26 protein-coding genes are annotated in these 23,157 nt (G+C 46.3%); 24 read left to right on the top strand and 2 right to left on the bottom strand.

The genetic code is table 11. The features are described 5' to 3' along the window. The first annotated feature begins 3 nt into the window (after positions 1-3). The 13 genes from ndk to EGM68_RS14950 all read left to right on the top strand — a co-directional run bounded on the left by ndk (position 4) and on the right by EGM68_RS14950 (position 12,908). The gene (gene ndk, locus EGM68_RS15010) at positions 4-447 is read left to right on the top strand and encodes a nucleoside-diphosphate kinase (protein WP_025675656.1); all 444 of its coding nucleotides are present in this window, start codon (positions 4-6) and stop codon (positions 445-447) included. Positions 448-477: 30 nt separating this feature from the next. Beyond that, on the top strand, positions 478-1,278 hold the full coding sequence (locus EGM68_RS15005) for a CheR family methyltransferase (RefSeq protein ID WP_013371673.1): 801 nt from the start codon (positions 478-480) through the stop codon (positions 1,276-1,278). 232 nt (positions 1,279-1,510) lie between these two features. Beyond that, positions 1,511-2,680 (top strand): chorismate synthase, encoded by a 1,170-nt coding sequence (gene aroC, locus EGM68_RS15000; protein ID WP_025675657.1) that lies wholly within the window; start codon positions 1,511-1,513, stop codon positions 2,678-2,680. Position 2,681: 1 nt separating this feature from the next. Continuing rightward, positions 2,682-3,776 carry a 3-dehydroquinate synthase gene (gene aroB / locus EGM68_RS14995; protein ID WP_013371671.1) on the top strand — a complete coding sequence of 365 codons (1,095 nt, stop codon included), beginning with the start codon at positions 2,682-2,684 and terminating at the stop codon, positions 3,774-3,776. Positions 3,777-3,778: 2 nt separating this feature from the next. Beyond that, positions 3,779-4,153 (top strand): chorismate mutase, encoded by a 375-nt coding sequence (gene aroH / locus EGM68_RS14990; RefSeq protein ID WP_013371670.1) that lies wholly within the window; start codon positions 3,779-3,781, stop codon positions 4,151-4,153. A 385-nt stretch (positions 4,154-4,538) separates the two neighbouring features. Continuing rightward, complete coding sequence (gene trpE / locus EGM68_RS14985; RefSeq protein ID WP_013371669.1) at positions 4,539-6,089, top strand: anthranilate synthase component I; 1,551 nt, start codon at positions 4,539-4,541, stop codon at positions 6,087-6,089. A 34-nt stretch (positions 6,090-6,123) separates the two neighbouring features. Then, positions 6,124-7,170, top strand: a complete 1,047-nt coding sequence (gene trpD, locus EGM68_RS14980; RefSeq protein WP_129549506.1) for an anthranilate phosphoribosyltransferase — start codon at positions 6,124-6,126, stop codon at positions 7,168-7,170. Then, entirely contained in the window at positions 7,160-7,954 is a 795-nt protein-coding gene (gene trpC, locus EGM68_RS14975) for an indole-3-glycerol phosphate synthase TrpC (protein ID WP_040103483.1), read from the top strand. The genes trpD and trpC overlap by 11 nt, the downstream gene beginning before the upstream one ends. Beyond that, positions 7,951-8,637: a phosphoribosylanthranilate isomerase gene (locus EGM68_RS14970; RefSeq protein WP_040103484.1), complete on the top strand. Its 687-nt coding sequence runs from the start codon at positions 7,951-7,953 to the stop codon at positions 8,635-8,637. Before trpC ends, EGM68_RS14970 begins: the two co-directional genes overlap by 4 nt. Continuing rightward, complete coding sequence (gene trpB / locus EGM68_RS14965; protein ID WP_025675663.1) at positions 8,634-9,830, top strand: tryptophan synthase subunit beta; 1,197 nt, start codon at positions 8,634-8,636, stop codon at positions 9,828-9,830. The genes EGM68_RS14970 and trpB overlap by 4 nt, the downstream gene beginning before the upstream one ends. Next, positions 9,827-10,633: a tryptophan synthase subunit alpha gene (trpA, locus tag EGM68_RS14960; protein ID WP_025675664.1), complete on the top strand. Its 807-nt coding sequence runs from the start codon at positions 9,827-9,829 to the stop codon at positions 10,631-10,633. Before trpB ends, trpA begins: the two co-directional genes overlap by 4 nt. 56 nt (positions 10,634-10,689) lie before the next feature. Further along, the gene (hisC, locus tag EGM68_RS14955; RefSeq protein WP_016822198.1) at positions 10,690-11,793 is read left to right on the top strand and encodes a histidinol-phosphate transaminase; all 1,104 of its coding nucleotides are present in this window, start codon (positions 10,690-10,692) and stop codon (positions 11,791-11,793) included. A gap of 26 nt (positions 11,794-11,819) precedes the next feature. Beyond that, positions 11,820-12,908 carry a prephenate dehydrogenase gene (locus EGM68_RS14950; RefSeq protein ID WP_040103486.1) on the top strand — a complete coding sequence of 363 codons (1,089 nt, stop codon included), beginning with the start codon at positions 11,820-11,822 and terminating at the stop codon, positions 12,906-12,908. 282 nt (positions 12,909-13,190) lie between these two features. Here EGM68_RS14950 and EGM68_RS14945 read toward each other — a convergent pair whose 3' ends face one another. Beyond that, positions 13,191-13,805 (bottom strand): class I SAM-dependent methyltransferase, encoded by a 615-nt coding sequence (locus EGM68_RS14945; protein ID WP_040103488.1) that lies wholly within the window; start codon positions 13,803-13,805, stop codon positions 13,191-13,193. Between the two features lie 679 nt (positions 13,806-14,484). Between EGM68_RS14945 and EGM68_RS14940 the strand changes: the two genes are divergently transcribed. The 9 genes from EGM68_RS14940 to EGM68_RS14900 all read left to right on the top strand — a co-directional run bounded on the left by EGM68_RS14940 (position 14,485) and on the right by EGM68_RS14900 (position 21,080). Next, complete coding sequence (locus EGM68_RS14940) at positions 14,485-15,081, top strand: RNA polymerase sigma factor (protein WP_013310707.1); 597 nt, start codon at positions 14,485-14,487, stop codon at positions 15,079-15,081. Then, positions 15,078-15,704, top strand: coding sequence for a hypothetical protein (locus EGM68_RS14935; protein ID WP_013371659.1), 627 nt, complete (start codon positions 15,078-15,080; stop codon positions 15,702-15,704). The genes EGM68_RS14940 and EGM68_RS14935 overlap by 4 nt, the downstream gene beginning before the upstream one ends. Positions 15,705-15,772: 68 nt before the next feature. Beyond that, positions 15,773-16,357 carry a histidine phosphatase family protein gene (locus tag EGM68_RS14930; protein WP_040103489.1) on the top strand — a complete coding sequence of 195 codons (585 nt, stop codon included), beginning with the start codon at positions 15,773-15,775 and terminating at the stop codon, positions 16,355-16,357. Between the two features lie 183 nt (positions 16,358-16,540). After that, positions 16,541-17,650 carry a hypothetical protein gene (locus tag EGM68_RS14925; protein ID WP_129549505.1) on the top strand — a complete coding sequence of 370 codons (1,110 nt, stop codon included), beginning with the start codon at positions 16,541-16,543 and terminating at the stop codon, positions 17,648-17,650. Between the two features lie 54 nt (positions 17,651-17,704). Further along, on the top strand, positions 17,705-18,211 hold the full coding sequence (locus tag EGM68_RS14920) for a gamma carbonic anhydrase family protein (protein WP_040103491.1): 507 nt from the start codon (positions 17,705-17,707) through the stop codon (positions 18,209-18,211). 22 nt (positions 18,212-18,233) lie between these two features. Beyond that, positions 18,234-18,413, top strand: coding sequence for an IDEAL domain-containing protein (locus EGM68_RS14915; RefSeq protein WP_013371655.1), 180 nt, complete (start codon positions 18,234-18,236; stop codon positions 18,411-18,413). A gap of 175 nt (positions 18,414-18,588) precedes the next feature. Next, complete coding sequence (locus tag EGM68_RS14910) at positions 18,589-19,239, top strand: DUF1405 domain-containing protein (RefSeq protein ID WP_064962990.1); 651 nt, start codon at positions 18,589-18,591, stop codon at positions 19,237-19,239. 5 nt (positions 19,240-19,244) lie between these two features. After that, positions 19,245-20,156: a GNAT family N-acetyltransferase gene (locus EGM68_RS14905; protein ID WP_235329930.1), complete on the top strand. Its 912-nt coding sequence runs from the start codon at positions 19,245-19,247 to the stop codon at positions 20,154-20,156. Between the two features lie 78 nt (positions 20,157-20,234). Beyond that, on the top strand, positions 20,235-21,080 hold the full coding sequence (locus EGM68_RS14900) for a sporulation protein YpjB (protein ID WP_040103494.1): 846 nt from the start codon (positions 20,235-20,237) through the stop codon (positions 21,078-21,080). A gap of 76 nt (positions 21,081-21,156) precedes the next feature. Here the strand turns inward: EGM68_RS14900 and EGM68_RS14895 are convergent, their stop codons facing one another. Next, a complete protein-coding gene (locus EGM68_RS14895; RefSeq protein ID WP_040103495.1) occupies positions 21,157-22,026 on the bottom strand; it encodes a YitT family protein in 870 nt (289 codons plus the stop codon). Between the two features lie 215 nt (positions 22,027-22,241). Here EGM68_RS14895 and EGM68_RS14890 point away from each other — a divergent pair, with 215 nt between their 5' ends. Together EGM68_RS14890 and EGM68_RS14885 are read left to right on the top strand one after the other, a co-directional pair. Further along, positions 22,242-22,571, top strand: coding sequence for a nucleotide pyrophosphohydrolase (locus EGM68_RS14890; RefSeq protein WP_007430805.1), 330 nt, complete (start codon positions 22,242-22,244; stop codon positions 22,569-22,571). A 50-nt stretch (positions 22,572-22,621) separates the two neighbouring features. Beyond that, complete coding sequence (locus tag EGM68_RS14885; RefSeq protein WP_013371650.1) at positions 22,622-23,140, top strand: tetratricopeptide repeat protein; 519 nt, start codon at positions 22,622-22,624, stop codon at positions 23,138-23,140. The last annotated feature ends 17 nt before the right edge of the window (positions 23,141-23,157 follow it).

Below are 23,157 nucleotides of genomic sequence, written 5' to 3'. Positions count from 1 at the left end.
CCGATGGATCGTACGTTTTTGATGGTTAAACCGGATGGTGTACAACGCGGACTGATGGGGCGTATTGTCAGTCGTTTGGAAGACAAGGGCTTCAAAATGGCGGCTGGCAAGCTTGTTCAGGTATCTAGAGAACAAGCAGAACGGCATTATGCGGAGCATGTGGGCAAGCCTTTTTTTGAAGAGCTTGTAGGCTTTATCACATCAGGTCCTGTATTTGCCATGGTTTGGGAAGGGGATAACATTGTTACGCTTTCCCGCTTGCTGATTGGTAAAACACAAGTAACAGAGGCTCTTCCGGGCACCATTCGTGGAGACTTTGCTGCACATACACCGTTTAACCTCATTCATGGTTCAGATTCACCGGAGAGCGCAGAACGCGAGATTGCAAATTTTTTCACACCGGAAGAATTAGTTCGGTATGAAAAAACGGTAGCGACCTGGGTGTAAGTTTAATTACGTATGAAGAAGGATGGTAGCATGACAGATCTGGAACTGGGTCAGACGGACCCCGATTACACAGCGTTTATCCGCAAAATCAAGGACAGCACAGGTATTGATCTTGCACAATACAAAGAAGCACAGATGAAAAGGCGGTTAACGACGCTTCGCAACAAAAACGGGTTTCCCAGTTTTGTTTCTTTTTATGATGCCATGATGAAGGAAAAACCTCTATTCTATGAATTTCTGGATCGTATGACGATCAATGTTTCCGAGTTTTGGCGAAATCCCAATCGTTGGGAAGTGCTACGGGACATCATTTTGCCACAGTTGCTTGTGGGAAAGCAGAAGCTTAAGCTGTGGAGTGCGGCCTGCTCGACTGGTGAAGAGCCTTATAGCCTAGCAATGGTTCTCGACGGTAAAGGAATTTTGGGGAATTGCTCCATTACAGCTTCCGATATTGATGATGGCGCATTGGCTAAAGCCAAGGAAGGTAAATATTTGGAGCGTTCGCTCAAGGATGTGCCTGAGCAGGTAGCTAGCAAATATTTTAAACCAGATGGTGCCATGTATCGGATTGATGACCGTTTAAAACAGGCTGTGAAATTTCAAAAGCAAAACTTGCTGCTGGATCGATTTGAGGATGGGTATGATCTCATTATCTGTCGAAATGTTATGATTTATTTTACAGAAGAGGCCAAACATGCGTTATATCAAAAGTTTGCTGCCAGCCTTCGTCCCGGCGGTGTTCTATTTGTCGGCAGTACCGAGCAAATCTTTTCTCCTAACCAATACGGGCTGGAATCGACTGAAACCTTTTTTTATCGCAAAAAAGCATAAGCCTGTACATATCATCCATCGTTTCGTAGGAACTTATTTGTATCCTTAAGTAATGGATGGCTGGCTTATCAACAGCGCACGTCCTTTAGCTCTTCTAGCTGAGGGACGTGTTTTTTTGTTTATCTGCCTCACACGTGGCTTTTCTTGTCAAAGAAAGGTGCGTATACTATAATGAAGCACAGTTAAAGATTTTAGCGATGCACAGTTTAACAGTTTAAAGGGGGAACGCGTCATGAGTTTACGTTATTTAACCGCGGGGGAAACGCATGGTCCCCAGCTAACTGCCATTGTAGAGGGTATGCCGAGTAATTTAAAATTGGATTTTGAGGAATTGAATTTTCAGTTGCACCGTCGTCAGAAAGGATATGGACGGGGGCGGCGTATGCAGATTGAAAAAGATACGGCGAAGATTGCTGGTGGCGTACGTCACGGATATACCACAGGTGCACCAATTGCGCTAGTTGTGGAAAATAACGATTGGAAGCACTGGCAGAATATTATGAATATTGAGCCTATTGAAGGCAGTGATGAAGAGAAGCGTCGGGTTCATCGGCCACGTCCGGGCCATGCGGATTTGAATGGCGGAATGAAATACAACCTGAAGGATCTTCGTAACGTGTTGGAACGCTCCAGTGCACGTGAAACAGCAATTCGTGTGGCATGTGGCGGTTTGGCTCGTCAATTGTTGGCTGAGTTCGGAATCAAGGTGGCAGGTCAGGTCATCCGTATTGGTGAAATCGAAGCTCCTTATCGCGATTTGCCGATTGATGAACTGATTGCTATAACAGAAGCTTCTTCGGTGAGAGTAACCGATCCGGAAACGGAGAAGAAAATGGAAGCATATATTGACCTGATCAAGCAAGAAGGTGACTCCGTCGGTGGGGTAGTGGAATGTATCGTGGAAGGTGTTCCGATTGGTCTAGGCAGTCATGTACAGTATGATCGGAAGCTGGATGCGCGTATCGCACAAGGAGTCATGTCGATCAATGCATTTAAAGGTGTGGAAATCGGCATCGGGTTTGAAGCAGGAGAATTACGCGGTTCACAGGTGCATGATGAGATTCTGTATGATGAGGAACGTGGGTATCATCGTCGTACGAATCGTTTGGGTGGTTTTGAGGGTGGCATGACCAACGGAATGCCCGTGGTGGTTCGTGGCGTAATGAAGCCAATCCCTACACTCTATAAGCCGCTGCAAAGCGTCGACATTGATACGAAGGAAGCATTCACTGCACAGGTTGAGCGTTCGGATGCATGTGCGGTACCAGCGGCAAGCGTAGTCATGGAGCATGTAGTAGCTTGGGAGATAGCCAAAGCTTTACTAGAGAAATTCGGCGGGGATTCGATCGAAGAAATCCGCGCGAATATTGCATCCTATGAACAACAATTGGAGCAGTACTAAGATGAGTACGCTGACGGTACAGCTTGGCGAACGTTCTTATCCTATTCATATCGGACGTGGATTGTTGCATCAGGCCGGAGAGTCGTTGAAGGAACGAGGAATTGCACAAAAAAGCCCATTATTGATTGTTTCAGACGAAAATGTAGCGGGATTTTACCTGGCAGCATTGGAGAGCAATCTTCAGGAGTCGGGATACAAAACGGTATCATTTGTCGTTAAACCAGGTGAAACATCCAAGTCGCTTGCTGTATTTGAGCAGGTTATAACAGCAGCCATTGAGGGCGGCCTGGATCGGAATTCAGCCGTTATCGCTCTTGGTGGTGGTGTGGTGGGTGATTTGGCTGGATTTGTGGCGGCATCTTTTATGAGAGGCATCAAGTTCGTACAGGTTCCAACTACAATCCTTGCTCATGACAGCAGCGTGGGCGGTAAGGTCGGCATCAATCATCCTTTGGCAAAAAATATGATAGGAGCCTTCCACCAACCGGAACTCGTACTGTATGACGTAGATACGTTGTCAACATTACCTCCTCGCGAGGTATCTGCGGGACTAGCTGAAATGATCAAGCATGGCTTGATCTGGGATGCCGATTTCGCTCAGTGGTGCCGTGAGCATGCGACGGATTTGCTCGCACTGGATGCGGCGACACTGGAGTATGGACTGGAAAAGGGATGTTCCATTAAAGCTGAAGTCGTATCGCGCGATGAACGAGAAAACGATTTGCGCGCTATTCTAAACTTAGGTCATACGATTGGTCATGCGATTGAAGCGATTGCGGGATATGGTGAGTTTTTACACGGGGAAGCCATTTCTATTGGTATGGTCGGCTCCGCACTTCTGGGTGTGAAGCTGGGGGCAGATCCTTCTTTGGTAAACGAAACGAAGGAGATGCTGTCTTCGCTGCGCTTACCGACTTCTCTTCCATCACATCTCGATACAGATCGACTGCTTGAAGCGATGATGCATGACAAAAAGTTCAAGGAAGGCAGCATTACTTTCGTTGTCCCACGCAGTATTGGGCGTGTGGAGGTTGTGAAGGATATTTCCGTCTCTTACATCCGGGAAGTCATTGAACAGTTAAAAGAGGAGGCGTAACGATGTACAATCGTGGTATTCGTGGCGCGACGACCGTTGCAAATAATGAAGCAAACGAAATTTTGGAAGCAACAAGCCAACTGCTGGAGGAAATTGTATCCTACAATGAAATTCAGCCAGACGATATTAGTAATGTATGGATAACGGTGACGCATGACCTGGATGCTGCCTTTCCAGCCATGGCCATCCGTCAGCTTGACGGCTGGGATATGGTTCCACTCATGTGTGCATTAGAAATTCCTGTGGCTGGCAGCTTGCCCAAGTGCATCCGTTTGATGGTACAGGTGAATACTGATAAATCTCAGCGTGAAATGAAACATGTATATTTGAACGGAGCACAGATGTTAAGACCGGATCTGGCTTCCCAAGGGAAATAAGCGCCCGTTTTTAAAGTTGATGGTTGCCAAAGTAACATTCTATGAGATATAGTGTGTGTAGCAGAGTTGAGTAGAGTAGAGTTAGCCAGAGCAGAGTTGAGATGAGAAGAGTGTAGCCTTAGCCAATTCCATATGAGATTACAGAGACCGGCGGTAGCGGGTAAGCTTTTGTCCATGAAGAGACTTTCTTCTAAAGAGAAGCTTATTTGAGGTAACCTGCGTGGTTATGCAAAGGGATGAGTATATGCTTTTGTCTATTTGCTGTAATCATTTTACATATGGAGCATTCTTATAATTTCAATAACTGACAGCCTCTACCTTACGGGTAGAGGCTTTTTTATTCTCTCCATTGGGTTCTGCGCCAATTTGGAAAGGAAGTGATCTCATGTTAACGCCGCATGTGGAGCAAGTGATAGCGATGGCGAATGAATTTAACCTGATTCCTGTGTACAAAAAAGTGCTGGCTGATATGGAGACGCCGATTCGGATATTCCGTCGGTATGCTGAGCGGGACCGTGCCTTTCTGCTGGAGAGTGTAGAGGGAGGCGAGCAGTGGGCACGACATTCCTTCATCGGAACAGACCCGTTTCTAATGGTCTCAGGTAAAAAAGGTCGATTGATTCTGGAACAGCACGGTAAACGGCAAATATTAAGCGACAAGCCGATTGAAGCGCTCAAAGCATTGCTTCGTAAATACCGTAGTCCGAAACTGAAAGAAATGCCTCCGTTTACAGGCGGGGCTATCGGATTTTTTGGATATGACCTTCTTCAATATTACGAAAAGCTGCCGGAGCATTCGGTAGATGATTTGAATATGGATGATATTCGTTTTATGTTCTGTGATCAAGTCATTGTCTTTGATCATGTGAAACAGCAAATTTTGCTGGTTGGCAATGTTCATATAGGTGAAGGGTTCCGCGAGGAGGACATACGTGCTGCTTATGCAGATGTGGAACGCAAGTTGGAGAACACGGCGCAGTATCTGCGCAAGCAGTCCCCACCGGAGCGATTAGGATCAGCTTCCATTCCTGATGATGTGGAACTGGGTGAGATTCAATCCAATGTGACGAAGGAACAGTTTATATCAAACGTGGAGCAGGCAAAGGAGTATATCCGCTCAGGTGATATTTTTCAGGTTGTACTGTCCCAGCGTTTTCACATTGATACAGAGGCCTCTCCACTACAGGTATACCGCGTGCTGCGCACGATGAACCCGTCGCCATATATGTATTATTTGAAAATGGATGACGAGATCATCGTAGGCACTTCGCCGGAGGCACTCGTCAAGGTGGAAAACGGCCGCGTAGAGACCCGGCCGATTGCAGGAACGAGACCGCGTGGTGTAACGGAAACAGAAGATGCGGCACTTGCTGAAGAATTGTTGAAGGATGAAAAAGAACGTGCAGAGCATCTGATGCTGGTCGATTTGGGAAGAAATGATCTGGGCCGTGTATCCCAGTTTGGCACCGTAAAATGTGATACGTTCATGGAGATTGAACGCTATTCCCACGTGATGCACATTGTATCGAATGTGTCGGGTGAGCTGCGTGAGGACAAAGATTTCTTCGATGCTTTCCTGTCTTGCCTGCCTGCCGGCACCGTATCAGGAGCTCCAAAGCTACGGGCCATGGAGATTATTGCCGAGCTGGAACGGGAAGCACGCGGAACCTATGCAGGAGCAATTGGATATTTGGGCTTCTCAGGCAATATGGATGCTTGCATTACGATTCGCACAATTGTGTTTAAAAAGAACCGGGCCTATGTCCAGGCAGGGGCTGGGATTGTGTGGGACTCGGTACCGGAAAGCGAGTATCAGGAGACAGTGAACAAAGCGAAGGCACTGCTGAAAGCAATCCGCACGGCGGAAGCGATGTTCCCAGCAACGACACAGCCTTACAACAGCGTCATCAACCAAGATTATTTGTACACTCCGTAACACACCAAAATCTGATTCTGAGGAGGAGACGACAATGGAACGACATGACATGATGCAAGTAGGGTTAAGCCGGATCATTGAGGGACAGCATCTTTCGCGTACGGAGGCCCGTAGCGTGATGGAACAGATTATGAGTGGGAGTGCTACACAGGCGCAAATCGGCGGGCTCCTGACGGCTCTTCGCCTCAAGGGAGAGACGGTAGATGAAATTACCGGTTTTGCCGAAGCAATGCGCAATTACGCTAGTCCAGTGCAAGCTGGAGAAGGGAACAGTCGTCTACTGGATACATGCGGCACCGGGGGTTCGGGTATTCACAAGTTTAATATTTCCACGATATCTGCTATTATCGCGGCTTCGGTTTCCGTACGGGTAGCAAAGCATGGCAACCGTTCTGCAAGTGGCCGTGCCGGAAGCGCTGATGTCCTGGAGGCACTCGGAGTCAACATTCATTTGACAAGTGATCAGGCGCGATCGTGTCTGGACCGCATTGGCATTTGCTTTTTATTCGCACAGCTGTATCATCCGTCTATGAAGCATGCCGCAGCGCCGCGTCGCGAGCTAGGTGTGCGGACAGTATTCAATATGCTCGGTCCATTGACGAATCCGGCTGGTGCGGATCGACAGCTGTTGGGCATTTATGATGCCGGCAAAACGGAAGTGATTGCCGAGGTATTGAACCAGCTCGGCTCCAAACGAGCCATGGTTGTCAGCAGTTTGGATGGACTAGATGAAATTAGTATCTCGGCTGCGACGCGAGTATCTGAGCTCAAGGACGGCAAGGTTCATACGTTCGAGCTTCATCCGTCCGATCTGGGCTTGCAGACACATTCTCTAGATCAGGTGTTAGGTGGCGATGCACAGGTTAACGCAGATATCATACGAAGAATTTTGAACGGAGAGCATGGAGCCTATCGTGATGTTGTGCTAGCGAACGCAGGAGCATGTATTTATGTCTCAGGCGCAGCAGCTAGCTTGACAGACGGAGTAGCGCGAGCAGCAGAAGCCATTGACTCCGGACTGGCACTTTCCAAGCTGGATCAATTAATACAGGCAACGGGGGAATATCAATATGTATCTTGATAAAATCGTGGTGACGAAGCGACAAGAAGTGGAGCAGCTGAAGCAGCATTTTCAAATTAATAAAGCCGAACGCTTAATTGCGGATTTACCTGTGACGAGAGGATTCGAAAATGCGCTCGCGAGCGGACGCAACCGTCCGCTCGGGCTGATTGCTGAAGTGAAGAAGGCTTCCCCGTCAAAAGGGTTGATTCGACCTGATTTTCATCCGGTGGATATCGCACGTGCATATGAGGGGGCAGGAGCCGATTGCATTTCTGTACTGACAGATGTGACGTATTTTCAGGGAAGTCCTGAATATTTGCAGCAAATTCGCGATCAGGTGAAAATTCCGCTGCTGCGAAAAGATTTTATCATTGATGAACGGCAAATATATGAAGCTCGTCTGTTAGGAGCAGATGCGGTACTGTTGATTGCGGCTATCTTGGAACCCCATGTATTAGGGTCATTCTTACAAATCGCCAAGGATCTTGGGCTGGATGCATTGGTAGAGGTTCATGACAGTGAGGAACTTAAAACAGTGCTGGATCTTGGGACAGCAACCTTAATTGGTGTGAACAATCGTAATCTTCGGACATTTGAGACCCGTCTCCAGACGACAGAGGAGCTGATCTCACTGATCCCTAAAGGGGTTACATTCATCAGCGAAAGCGGCATTGCAGGACCGGAAGATGTGAAGTATCTGCATTCGGTAGGTGCGCACGGCATTCTGGTAGGGGAGCATTTGATGCGTAAGGAAGATGTAGGACAGGCTGTAGCCGAATTGATGGACGGGGTTAAAGCATGAACAAAACGGGCGTAAAAATTTGTGGACTTCAAAGCGTTGAAGTGCTAAAATCTATGGTAAACTTACCGGTCGATTATATAGGTTTTGTGTTTGCTGACAGCAAGCGCCGGATTGACGGCGCACATGCTGGAGAGTTGCTTCGCGTATTGGATGAATGGACTCCAGGCAGCAGACCTCGTAGCGTGGGCGTATTTGTGAACCCTAGTGACGCACTGTTAAACGATGTGATGGAGAAAGCACCATTGGATGTCATCCAGCTGCATGGACAGGAGAGTCCGCAGCGTTGTCGGGAGCTTAAGGAACGTTTTGGCATGCAAGTATTCAAGGCCTGGTCTGTGGATAGCCAAGGGCAGACCGTGAAGGGGAAGATCGAATACCGAGCGGACGAATTGGAGGCTTATGTCGGAACGATCGATGCTTTACTGTTGGATACATACGATCCCCTGTATGGTGGCGGTTCTGGAAAAACGTTTGCGTGGGATCGGATTCCTGCCTATCAGGCTTGGACTCACCAACATGGAATTCCTTTGTTTGTAGCCGGGGGACTGACTGCCGATAACGCAGAAAAGCTGATTAACGAGTATCATCCCGAAGGGCTGGATGTGTCCAGCGGTGTAGAGACGAACGGAGTCAAGGACATTGCAAAAATCACAGCATTCGTAGAAAGGGTGAAGCAGGCATGACACAATTACCTGATAACAACGGACGTTTTGGAACTTTTGGCGGACGTTATGTACCGGAAACGTTGATGAACGCACTGATTGAATTGGAGGAATCCTACCGAAAGTATGCGGATGATCCTGAATTTAAAGCAGAGTTGAACGGACTTCTAAAAGACTATTCGGGTCGGGAAACGCCGCTTTATCATGCGGAGCGACTGAGTCAACATCTGGGCGGGGCTAAAATTTACTTGAAGCGCGAAGATTTAAACCATACTGGCGCCCATAAAATTAATAATGCATTGGCCCAGGGATTGCTGGCGAAGCGTATGGGTAAGCAGAAGGTTATTGCCGAAACAGGTGCTGGACAGCATGGTGTTGCGACGGCTACTGTGGCTGCATTGCTCGGATTGGAATGCAAGGTGTTTATGGGGGAAGAGGATACAGTTCGCCAGCAGTTGAATGTATTTCGGATGCAGCTTTTGGGTGCAGAAGTGATTCCGGTGACATCCGGTACGCGTACACTGAAGGATGCCGGGAATGAAGCTTTGCGTTATTGGGTGAGCCACGTCCATGATACGTTCTATATTTTGGGTTCGGCTGTCGGCCCACATCCGTATCCGATGATGGTGCGGGACTTCCAACGTGTGATAGGCGATGAAACACGCCGTCAGATCTTGGAGAAGGAAGGTAGACTTCCGGATGTAGTCGTGGCAGCGATCGGTGGTGGAAGCAATGCTATCGGCATGTTTTATCCTTTTATAGAGGATCAGGGTGTCGCTTTGATTGGCGTGGAGGCTGCTGGAAAAGGCGTCGAGACGGAATTCCATGCAGCTACCATGAGCAAGGGAACACAAGGGGTCTTCCAAGGCTCTATGAGTTATCTGCTTCAGGATGAGTACGGACAAGTGCAGCCTGCGCATTCCATCTCGGCTGGACTGGATTATCCAGGTGTTGGACCGGAGCATTCATACCTAAAAGATATTGAGCGGGCCAAATATGTTCCGATTACCGATCAGGAAGCACTAGATGCACTTCAGCTCCTTTGCCGTACCGAAGGAATACTTCCTGCATTAGAGTCGGCGCATGCCGTTGCACAGGTCGCCAAGCTGGCACCTACGTTGACCGCAGATGATATTATCGTTATTTGTTTGTCTGGGCGCGGGGATAAAGATGTGGACTCCATTATCAAGTATTTAGGGGGAAATCCGTTATGAATTTAATTGATCAGGCGTTTGAACGCCTTAAAAATGAAGGCAAAACGGCATTAATTCCTTTTCTGACGGTAGGCGACCCGGACGTAGATACTACGATAGAGATCATTCGGCAGTTAGAGTCGGCCGGAGCCGATATATTGGAACTAGGCGTACCTTATTCGGATCCGTTGGCTGACGGTCCTGTGATTCAGCGTGCGTCTGAACGTGCATTGAAACGGCAAATTTCGATCCGCACCTGTATGGAGACCGCGTCTCTGGCTAGAGCGGCAGGTTCAAACCTGCCTTTTATTCTGTTCACATATTATAATCCTGTATTGCAGATGGGAATGGATTCTTTCTTTGCTGGCTTGCAGGAGCACGGTATCAGTGGTCTTATTATTCCGGATCTTCCACTTGAAGAAGCAGAAGAGCTGGGAGGACGTGCAGCAGAGGTGGGTGTGCATCTGATCCCGCTGGTAGCCCCAACGTCTGAACAGCGTATCGAACGAATTGCCCGTCAGGCCCGTGGATTTGTATACTGTGTATCTTCGCTGGGTGTAACCGGAGAAAGAGCTTCTTTTTTTGAAGGTATAGAGGGCTTTATCGCGCAGGTCAAACGGCATACCAGTGTTCCGGTGGCGATAGGCTTTGGTATTTCAAATCGTGAGCAGGTTGTCCGGTTTTCAGACATTTGCGATGGAGTTGTGGTTGGCAGTGCCATTGTGCGCCAGGTGGAGGAAGCCATTCCATTGCTGGAGGATTCTGCACGCAGAGAAGAAGGGCTTTTGCAAATTCGTGATTTTGTGGCACAATTAAAGCAGTAATAGGGTCAAAATAGAAATTTTAAATATAGTTCTGATTGGATAGAGGAGGTAGGGGCATGCAACCTAAACCGCATATTGTACATTTGCCAGTATATCAGCCCGGTAAACCGATTGAGGATGTGAAACGTGAGCTGGGACTCGATGAAGTAATCAAGCTCGCCTCAAACGAGAATCCGTATGGCAGTTCTCCTAAAGTGTTGCAGGCCATTCAGCAGGAGTTTGCTAACATCAGTGTGTATCCTGACGGAAGTGCAGTTGCTCTGACACAAGCACTAGCTAAACGGACGGGTTTAAAAGAAGAACAGTTTATCTATGGCTGTGGCTCTGACGAAATTATTGCGTTGATTACGCGTGCATTTCTCCTTCCAGGGGAAGAAAGCATCATGGCTGATCAGACATTTTCCGTATATAAAAGTAACGTGGAAATTGAGGGAGCAGTTGCAGTTGAGGTGCCTTTGCGTGACGGTGTACATGATTTGGATGCCATGCTATCTCATATCAATGACCGTACAAAAATTATTTGGATCTGTAATCCAAATAACCCAACAGGAACGATTGTACCCGAAGCCGAGTTGATAGCGTTTCTGAACCAAGTACCCAAGCATATCATGGTGGTGCTGGATGAAGCCTACGCTGAGTTTGTAATAGATCGTTCGTATCCAGACGGCATTCGCTTGTTGTCAGCTTATGAAAATTTGGTTGTACTACGTACCTTCTCCAAAATCTATGGTCTGGCTTCGCTACGTATCGGATATGGTATGGGGGCCGAGTCAACCATTCGCTTGATCAATCAGGTTCGGGAGCCATTTAATACTTCACGGGTAGCGCAGGCTGCAGCCATTGCTGCCTTGGAAGATCAGGAATTTGTTCAGGAATGCCGAGATCGTAATGCAGAGGGTAGAGCTTATTTGCAAAATGAGTTGAAACGTCTGGGTTTGGAGTCTTTCCCGGCACATGGCAATTTTATTATGCTGGATGTACGTCGTCCATCCGGTGAGGTATTTCAGGAGTTGCTTCGTAAAGGTGTGATCATTCGCGCAGGTCATCACAAATATCCGACTTATATTAGGGTGTCGGTTGGATCACAGCCGCAAAATGAGTTGTTTATTCGCGCGCTGGAACAGGTCCTAGGGGCGGAAGCGGCGAAAGTACGCCTATAATTTCCGCAGATGGGATTTGATATTAGATGAAGATTGCTATTTTCGGCGTGGGACTGATTGGCGGGTCCCTCGCACTTTGTTTTAAAGGGAAACCGGATATTACTGTAGTCGGCCACGCTCATCTCCCTGAACTGATAAAACCGATGTTAAGCCGTGGTGTCGTAGACACTGCGACTCTTTCGGTTGAAGAGGCGGCAAAGGATGCCGATTTTATTTTTTTATGCGTACCGGTTGGTTTACTGGAGCATTATCTCGAGTTGTTAAGTCAGCTACCGCTTAAAGCGGGTTGTATTATTACCGACGTAGGCAGCACGAAATCGGCGATTACCAAAAAAGCATCAGAAATTTCTTTGCGCAACGCTTATTTTATCGGGGGGCATCCGATGGCCGGCTCGGAGCGTTCCGGTGTCAAGGCCGCTTCTGCGTTGTTGTTTGAAAACGCATATTATGTACTTTCCCCTGCAGAGGGTGTGCCTGAGGAAGCATACAGCTCGCTGGAGCATTTGTTGAAATATACAGGTGCTCATGTTGTGCGTGTCCAACCTGATATGCATGATGATATTGTCGGTGCGATTAGTCATCTTCCGCATATTATTGCAGCAGCGCTGGTGAATCAGGTGCGAAAGCACAATGATGAAAATCCGTTGTACCGTACATTGGCTGCTGGTGGGTTTCGTGATATTACACGGATAGCCTCTAGTGATCCGGTTGTGTGGCGGGACATTTTGCTGAGTAATCGTGATGTTTTACTGGGTCTGTTGGAAGAGTGGAATGGGCAGATTGAGCGTTTTACTCACTTGCTGAGAACACAGGACGGAGAGGGAATTGCTGACGAATTTTTGACAGCTGGGCATTTCCGTAGTGAACTGCCAGAGCGTCGTAAAGGAGTTATTGTCTCTACGTTTGATCTGTATATTGATGTACCGGATACCCCAGGGATTATCGGAAGAATTGCAATGGAACTGGGAAATCACAGCATTAATCTGAGCAATATGCGAATCATTGAAAGCCGGGAGGATGTTCCTGGCATCATGCGGCTTTCCTTCCGTCAAGAGCAGGATTGGGAACGTGCCAAAACCTTGCTGGATTCGATGGGCTATAAAGTGGTGGTGTGAAGGGTGGAGTGGAATGAGTATTCGTTAAAGAGGTGCTCCGCTCCGCGATTCATTTGATCTTATGATCGCTGTTGCCTGCGGATTTTCTGATTATATGTTCAAAGGTGAAAATCCGCAGGCAAAGGCGAACGCTACGCTTCTCCAGATTCAAATGAACCTCTACGCTACAGCCGCCATAAAAGGACCACACTTTCTGGGAGTGAGTAGTAAGAAAAGATCTAAAGCGGGCGAAGGTTCTCTTCGCTCGCTTTTTTGTACTTGAAGAGGGGGTGAAGCTACGCCTTATTTCGTAATTACTATCTTTCTATACATACCGTTAAACATTATAGGTGCATCCTCTTTGATACGCAGTTTTGTTTTTTGGGTTTCAAACAGTTCTTCAAAATTCAACCCTATATCGGTTCCTAACACCTTAATAACGGGTCTTATCGTTTTTTTGAATAATGAGGGCTTTTTTCCTTTAGGAGAAAACTTATCGAAAATAATAATTTCCCCGTCCTTTTTCAAAACCCGCACCATCTCATCGAAGCATTTATTTGCGTTAGGTACTACTGAGAGAATTAAACTTCCTACTACTATATCAAATTGCTCATCCATAAAATTCATTTGTTGAGCATCCATTACTAAGAATTTTATGGAGGTGTTAATAAATTTCTCTTTTGCTTTGTTAAGCATTTCAGGTGAATAATCTATGGCAGTAATATCCAGCCCGTAGTGATTTATTAATTCTAAATCTGCTCCAGTTCCTACACCTACAAAAAGTATTTTTTGCTCGCTATTAAATGACTTTTCTTGAAATATGATCTTTCTAGAATTGAGGAAGCTGCCTGAATTGAAAAACTTATCATAAATTGGAGACCAAATCTTATATACAGCCTTGTTCCACTTATTATTCATTACCTGCCCCCTACCTATTGAAAAAAATTTATTATATAATAATGTGTTTCAATAGGATAATCAAATAATTAGTAAATTATTGATGTATTTTATCAACCCACATATGGGTAGGTGAGTAAGGTAAAGAGGAGTATTGGAAAACAAAAAAAGACCACCCGGGTAAAGCCCCGGGTGGTAGCTACTTTCAGTAAAGTAGCTGAGTAGGATAGGAGTGGAGAGAAACCATACTGTACTTTTATTATATGTATACGTTTTCATTTTGTCAATATTTTTTTAAAGCGTTTTCTTTTTTGTGTAATTATCCTTATTGGTGCTTTATATGGAACACTTTCATTGGGTTTGTCATTTATCTTGAATAAACTTAAAATCCATTGAAAAGCTGTTTAAATGAATTAGCTGCCAGCGTTAGGGAGCCTTCGATGGAAATCGTGGGGATTTTGGACTTTTTTACTGGCGGCCATTTTGTGGTACAATGGGTAAGTCCATTTTGGATATTGAATATTGTTGGGGATAGCACCGTTAATGTTGGCACTACATAGGGTAAGAAAATAACAAATGTTCCATGATGCTGTTTCATCCATTTGCGCAGAGGGCGCAACTTTTTTTGACCTGTTCGGTATATATAGACAGAATCGAACGGGAAAACAGCACATGTATGGGCGAGGAGGGTCTCACTCGGATGATGACAGATTCCCAGATGATTCAGGAAATCAAACAAGGTAATGTCGAGGTTTATTCAGAATTAATGAGGCGACACCAACGTAAAATTTTAGCTTTTGTTTATCATATGCTGAAAAGTTCGAACCTGGAAATGATTGCTGAAGACTTATGCTCGGAGACGTTTTATAAAGCGTATCGGAGCCTGCATTCTTTTCGCGAGGTAGATGCATCGTTCTCCACTTGGCTATATACAATTGCACGTAATACGGTGCTAAGCGAGCTTCGCAAGCACCGTAGTGGTCAGGTTCCATTGGAAGAGAGCGGTTATGTACCGGTAGCTCCATCGGATGTGATTCCGGAGCAGGCTGTTCTTCGCGGTGAGAAGGTAGAGATGGTTCGTGAAGCAATCAACAGATTGCCTGAGAAGCAGCGATCTGCGCTGATTTTGCGTGAATATGAGCAATTAGATTATCAGGAGATTGCGACTATTTTAGGACAGACGGTCAGTGCGGTGAAGTCATTGCTTTTCCGGGCAAGAACCAGTGTGAAGACGCAGTTGGAGCCTTATTTTTTTGAGCCTCTCTATGAGGAAAACGAAGGGATGAGCAGCCAATGAAATCCAGGGACGCTGAGGATTTGTTCGCTACAGGCAAAAATGTATCGAAACAAGACTCGGAGCGCAGACGGGCCAAAAGCTCGTCTGCCGGGTGGGAGCATGGTTCGGAAGAGAATGATTGGAATTTGTCAAAAGAAAGTCGATCAGCTATTCGTGATATTTCCTTTGAAATAACAGATGATAAGCTAGAGGCAATGAATCGTAGAGTCATGGATCGAATTTATGAAGAATCACCGTGGCTTGTTCCGGGCGAGCATCGACGTGCGCGAGTGAACCCAGCAGCCCGTAAGTATATGTCTGTATGGATCGCCGGCTTCTTGGCCGTATTTTTGTGCAGCTTTTTATTTTTGAACTGGAATGGAAGCTCCTCTCAGGAAAATCCCCCCCAAGCGGCTCCTGTCATGGACACGGGTATTTTACCGACAGGCCTGCTGGAAACTACAAGTACATCTCCACAGTATCAATACCACATTAAAGATGTGAACAGTGGCATTATGGATCCGCTGGTTGCAAGCATTGTTCCTACTTACCCGCAATACTGGATGTTGCTGTCTGTATTGGCACTTGCGCTTGCTTTATTTTCTCTGGGCTGGATCCATCGGACGAGAAGAGTTAGAAATTAGCTGGCAGATGGGCTCCATATAAAATTCATTATAATGCCTGAATAACACAACAGCGGGGGACTAACATAATGCTTATTGGCTTGATCAGACATGGATTGACGGATTGGAATGCGGTAGGTAAAATCCAGGGCCACAGTGATATTCCGTTGAATGATGAAGGACGTCGGCAGGCACGCTTGCTGGCAGAACGATTGAAGGAAGAGCCTTATCATTGGGACGGACTTATTACAAGTAGTCTCTCCAGAGCGAAAGAGACGGGGGATATTATTGCCTCTGCTCTGCATTTGCCGTTGCTGGAACCTGATGATCGACTAAGAGAGCGTGCTTATGGTCAGGTCGAGGGGATGACACAGGCCGAACGCGAAGAAAAGTGGGGAGTTGACTGGCATCTGCTGGATTTGGGGCAGGAGAGCGATGCAGATCTTCAGCTTCGCGCGCTAGCTTTTATGGAGGCTCTTTGGACGGAAAATCGGGACAAGAATCTGCTGGTCGTTTCCCACGGCGGTTTTTTGGCTAATTTGTATAAGGCTCTGTATCAGGAGAAATTCACAGAGCGAATTGGTAATTTGTCACTAAGTGTACTCCAGCGTGAGGATGCGGACTGGGAACCGCTTTTGTATAATTGTACAAAGCATTTGCAAGAGAAAAAGTAGCTGCAACTTAAATAATTTGTGAAAGATCACGGCTTCTATTCATCATAGAGTCGTGGTCTTTTTGTTTTTTAATTATACCTTTGCGAAAAAAGAGGTTTAGAGTCTGAAGATTCCGTCAAAGCTGTGGGTACAACAGGTAAGAATCATTTCCGGATGACAGTCCAGTGACGAGGCGATGGAACAATGAATCTGGCGGATATGCTGACATTTGCGGATATTGTGCATTTGAACAGAATCGCAGTGTATTACGATTGTGACTGCAAACCTAATTCCAAGCATGAGTTGATCCAAGGGATTTTGACAAAGCTCGGCAGTAGTAGTTTCTTTGAGACGCAGGTCAAGGAGCTGAGGTTGTCAGAGGTAAGGTTTTTGAACGCGCTATTGTTCGATGACCGACCTTATTTCAGTATGGAGGAATTGATTGCGATTGCCAAACAGTCGGTTGAGAATGACGAGGATGCTGGTGAGCGACCACGAGATATTGTGACCCGTCTGCGTTCTAGCGGCTGGTTGTTCAACGGTTCGACGCACAATACGAGGTATTTGTACCAAATTCCGTCGGATATGAAAGAGCGCTTCCGGCGTGTTATGGTACATGACTTTCAAAACGGGATGACTCGGGTAAGCGAACCGTCGTCGTACCGGGATGAAGGTCATCTACTGGCGGAGGATTTACGGCTTTTCCTTCAATATATGAGACAGCATGAGGTTCTGCTTAATCCTGAAGGAGCTTGGTACCGTCGCAATCAGCAGCAGCTAATGGAGCATTTGCACATTGCGGAGCCGTTGTTGGGTAAAGGAGGATGGCGTTTTGGCTATGGTTCCTCTTTTAAGTTTTATCCGGATCGAATGGCATTACTGTACGATTACGCCCGTCACTCCAAGTATATTGAGGAGAAGGGAGACCGGGTTGAGCTGACCGCAAAAGGGGAAGCACAACAGGAACTTGCAATTGAGGATGAAATGATACAGCTATTCAGGTTTTGGTTAAGATTGTATAAAGGAGCCGTACCCAATCTGCTTTCACTAGTCTATTGGATTGGAGAATGTGCCAGGCCATGGACATCCTCGGAGTCGCTTTTTGTGCATATTGGTCCACTGATCCGACCGTTTTACTATGATACCCCCCGTTCGGTCTTTGATCAGAGGATTATACGAATGATGCTTCACTTGGGTATGCTTCGACAAGGTGAGCATTCAACAGGACCTTCTGTACAAATGACGGCCTGGGGGCAGAAGTTGGCGGGAGAGTGCCGCCTTGGGCGAAACGACTCGGGTATACGGCTCCATTGACAAGCAGTACACATGTTGATAGAATTTCACCCAAAATATGAGAGGGTGAAGTTGATGCTCATTCACTACAACGGAAACATGCCACAGCTCCATTCATCTGTCTATGTGGCAGAAGGAGCAAAAGTTGTCGGAAAAGTAACGATCGGCCAAGAGTCCTCCGTATGGTTTAATGCCGTACTGCGCGGGGATATGGCGCCTATCATCATCGGTGAACGCTGCAATATTCAGGACGGCGTCGTGGGACATGTGAACACGGATCAGCCCCTGCTGCTGGCGAATGATGTTTCGGTAGGACATGCTGCCATTATCCACGGTTGTACGATAGGCAAAGGCACTTTAATTGGTATGGGGGCCATTGTACTCAACGGAGCGGAGCTTGGTGAATATGCTTTAATAGGAGCAGGGTCGGTCGTTACGGAAAATACCAAAATACCACCCTATACTCTTTCTATCGGTACACCTGCCAAAGTGGTGCGCGAATTGACAGATGCAGATTTGCAGCGGATGTCACGAACGACACTCAGCTATGTGGCGAAAGGAAAAGAATATAGGATCTCTTAAACTCATGTTGGAGGTGCATCCTATGGATAAAATGAAGGTTACTTATGAGGTAATGTTGGGCCTGTCTGCTGAAATGGTTTTGGACGAGGCATTACGTAAACACCGGAGTGAAAAACTTTACAAGGATATTGATGAGGCGTTAGCCTCCGGAGATGAAGTAGCTTTTCGTCATCTTACGGATGAGCTGAAAGCAATGAGTTAGAACGCTTTTGGTAAGCTTAAGTTGGTCATAAATGGCCAAGCGCCAGTTTGAGATTATATCATCAAACCTGACCCGTAACGGCGGTCAGGTTTTTTTGATACGCTTGGATATGATATAGTCTTTGTAAGATAGTGCCTGTGCAAGGTATCTGTCGTATGAACGGAGGATGAAGGGCGTGTCGTTATCTTATTTGTGGAGCCGGTCGTTCTTGACGAGCCGGCCCTTTTTGTGGCTGCTGTTCTGGTGTAATTTAGTTGGAACGGTGTATGGATACATATGGTATGGAGGACAGCTGGAATATACACTGAATTATCACCCGATGTGGCAGATTGTATTTGTGCCTGATAGTCCGACAGCCAGCCTATTTTTTACAATTTCCATAGCATTTTTGCTCTATCCTCCGCATCTCAAAAGCTTGAAGGTTATTCTCCAGATTATGGAAGCGTTGGCTGTCGTCACGAGTGTAAAGTATGGCTTTTGGGCTTCGGCTATTATTTTGTGGGGAGTTGCGCAGGGGGGACCTATGGTATGGCAGGATTGGATGCTGATGGCATCTCACACAGCAATGGCGGTCGAAGCGTTACTGTTTGTACGTTTTTTTACCTGCAAATGGATTGCTTTATGCTTAGCCGCACTGTGGACCTTGTTAAATGATACGATGGATTATACCTTTGGCATATACCCTTATCTTCCCAGAACACTAACGGATGATGTACCGCAAGTATGTGTCTTTACCTACATGCTGACCCTTGTTAGTATTGTAGCGGCATGGCTTGCCATGTTGGCGCGTAATCGAAAGGTATCGTCTCATCGTGATATAGCTTGAGTCTTTTGAATGGAGAAATAGAGATGCATATAGTTATAAATCAGAAGGAATATGTATTCCAAAAGGGCATCCGTGATGATCACAAAATAAAAACAAGTTTTAATGAATTAGCAAAACAGAGTTTTGGCTTTGATTTTGAAGCCTGGTATCAATTGGGGGATTGGGAGGATAGATATATTCCTTATGTCCTTTTGGATGCGGATTGTGTTGTGGCCAATGTATCTGTAAGTCTAATGGATTTTGATGTATCACGCGAGAAGAAAAAATATATTCAGATCGGGACTGTAATGACGGATGCAAACTACAGGAATCAAGGTTTGAGTCGGTTTTTAGTAGAGCAAGCGCTGAAAGATTGGCATGGCAATTGTGATGGTATCTATCTGTTTGGAAATGATAGTGTGAGGGATTTTTATCCTAAATTCGGCTTCGCTTCGGCACCCGAGTATCAATATAGCCGGAAGGCACCTAACAGCTTGGACATAAGGATCGAGAAATTGAATACAGAAGAAATGTCGGATTTGCAGTTGTTGAAGATGAAGAGTGCTGACTTCAATCCGTATTCACTTTTTTCTGCGGAAAACAATGAGTGGTTGGTTTTATTTTATAGTACCTTATTTTTTAAAGACAAGTTCTGGCACATACCTCAATACGAGACGATTGTTGTTGCAGATTTCGAAGGGGATACGATGAATTGTTACGATATTTTTGGAGCGGGCGACATTTCTTTAGATGAAATTCTAGGGGTAGTCATGAAAAAAGATACGAAAAAGGTTGTTTTTGGCTTTACACCAAAAGAACAGGACGGCTGCGAAATTTCTGTGCTGAAGCAGGAAGATACTACGCTGTTTTATATGACTAAGCATCCCAACAAATGTAATGAAAATCCACTTATGTTTCCTATTTTGTCCAGAGCATAGCCGGTTTCTAACGTTTCACCTAAAGCCAGTTCTAGTCCCGTTAACCTTGCCATACAGTAAGGTGAGGAGGGATGTCCCATGATTAGGGGTCGGGGGGGTCGTATTACGTTACGTGTGGTTTTGAGTATTGTGTTATCCATGGTCCTGCTGCTGTCCGTCTACGTCCCTCCAGGTATGGCAGAAGCGCGCGATCAGTCAAAACCCGAAGGTAATACCAAGGAAATTGAAGAACTGGATCATGCAGCTGCGACACTGTACCGTGACGTAATGGACGGGAATATTGAAAAAGCACGCGCGGATGTAGCCGAGGTGAGCAGATGGTTCAGCACTGGACAGGTGCAGGCAGCGCTATCTGTAGAGGCCATTCATGCTCTATCCGGCAGCATTCTGGAGGTGCAGCAAGCTACACAGTCGGTTCAAGCATCACCGGATGAATGGGTGAAGGCAGCTGCGAATTTACGGCTTGCGACAGATGCGCTTGCGCACCCGCGCCAGCCCTTATGGCAGCAGTATTATAAGATTTTAAGAGAAGATGTTAGCGGCTTGAATAACCAGTTTGCTAAAGGGAACATGAAGGGATTCAAAGCTGGTACCGAAGTGCTGGAAGACCACTATGAAACGATTCGTACAGCAGCATTGATCCATGGCAGAACAACCGAGGTCGTGCGGACTGATTCCTGGATTTCCTACGTCAAAGGATTGGGAGATCAGCAAAATGCAGATGCCTCAGCGATTAGAGGAGCATTGGACCAAGGCAACCCGACGTTTAATGCCTTGTTTGGACGTGAGAAAGACGCTACCGCACTGGCGCCATTTATCCCGCGTGAGAGTGAGCGCCGGGCTGAATGGGCCATCGGCATGATTGTTCTGCTGGCGCTGGCTTACGCAGGTTATCGTAAATATCGGGCTGGTTTCATTGGGTAACGATGAAAGTTTGAACATTCGCATCGTTGGCTGTGGATCCATCCATATATGTCAGCCCATTGCCCGGATTACCGGGCTATTCCTCTTTGAACCCTTCGCCATGCACATCATGCACATCCTGAATGATAATAAACGCCCGTGGATCAACCGCCTTAACAATTTGGTGCAGTCGCCGTATTTCCTGACGGGACACGACACAATAGGCAACATGCTTGGCCTGTTTGGAAAATGCACCTACAGCCGGAATAATCGTAACTCCGCGATCCATGTCCTTGGTAATAATATCTGCAATGTCCATCGTGTGGTCGCTAATAATCATAAAGGCTCTGGCGGAATAAGCCCCCTCTTGTATAAAATCAATAATTTTGGACGCAATGAACACAGCGACTAATGTATATAGAATTTTTTCTTTGGGTATGTAAAGTAGTGAAGCGCCGATAATGACAATGTCAATGACCAGCATAATCCTTCCCATACTCCAGCCAAACTTCCGGTTTAAAATACGAGCGATAATATCCGAGCCGCCAGTAGTGCCGCCAAAGCGGAACACAATACCTAACCCGGCCCCCAGCGTAACCCCCGCATATAATGAAGAAAGTATAAAATCGTGTTCAGTCTGAAACGTCCCCATCCATCCGGAATGAATCATTTTTTCAAATAACCACAGAAAGAATGTGAGCGACCCAATACCGACCCCCGTATATATAATCTGCTTGCCCCCAAGCATTTTCCATCCAATTAAAAATAATGGAATGTTCAGAAACAAAGTGGAGAGAGAAGGTGAAATCGAAAAAGCATAATTTAACAGCAGGGTGATCCCTGTAATACCGCCTTCCATCAGTTTACTGGGTATAATAAAATAAAGCAGACCGAATGCATAGATGGCGGTGCCGAATACGATGGGCAAGATCAATTTAAGCTGTTCCATGGACTTGGATATTTTCATAAGATCCCTCACAGTAGCAGTTTAAGGATGAGCGACTGAATGCAAATTTTTGCTAAATCGCAGGCCCTTATGTTTAGTATACCTTTTTGCGGCAGCTTTAAAAGACAGATGACTGTAAGTTGGCATCGTAAGTTCACAATTAAAAAAAATTTGTTTTAAAATGTGCTTTACGATAACATATGAATAAACCTGCACATGGGGGGATTGCGTGTTTCATGGAAAAATCGTTAGATGAAATTCAACGTGAGGTAGACCAGTATATCTCTCAATTTAAAGAAGGGTATTTCAGCCCTCTGGCCATGTTGGCCCGGATGTCCGAGGAAGTCGGTGAACTGGCAAGGGAGGTTAATCACTCCTTTGGTGAGAAGCCGAAAAAAACGGATGAGGCGGACAATTCCATTGAGCTGGAGCTGGGGGACATCTTGTTCATCACAGTTTGCTTTGCGAACTCACTAGGTATCAATTTGACCGAGGCACATGATAAGGTTATGCATAAATTTAACACGCGTGATGCGAATCGCTGGACCAAAAAGGACACCGATTAGGCATTTTGTACATATGCTGTACCAAACCGGTTACCCGGAGGTGCAGTGTCATGAAGGCGGAGGAATACGTTCAGAAAGCTTATCAGTGCATTTTGCAGAACGATTTTGAGCAGGCGGTGGAGTGGTTTGAAAAAGCGATTTCAGCCCAGCCTGATCATGCGGAGCATTATTTCCGTTGCTCGGTTACCTACGCTCGCAGTGGACGCTTGGAGCAGGCCCTCGCATATGCAGAGCATGCGGTTCGTCTCGCGCCACATCAGGATGAATATGTTCTCCATCTGCATGCGCAGGAAGCCAGGCAGTATACAGAAAAGGCCAGAAAAATGCTGGAGGTCGACAGAGCTACGCCACAGATGCACCAGGATGCGATTTTGCTGCTCGAACGGGCAATTTCTCTTGATCCGCTATGTGGTGACGCATTTTTGCTGCTCGCATTGATTTATGACGAATTGAATGAATATAAGCTGGCTGTGCAGGCTGCTCGTGAGGCGGCAGCGCTGTTTCCTCACAATGTGCAGCTTGCCAACCTCATGAAGAAATTATGCCAGCAGATGAATGAACAAATCTAGTACAAATGGATGCATAA

The organism is Paenibacillus sp. M-152 (assembly GCF_003856555.1).
GTDB classification, from domain to species: Bacteria; Bacillota; Bacilli; order Paenibacillales; family Paenibacillaceae; genus Paenibacillus; species Paenibacillus polymyxa_C.
Note: the sequence above shows the minus strand (reverse complement) of the source record. Positions and strands in the feature narration are given on the sequence as shown.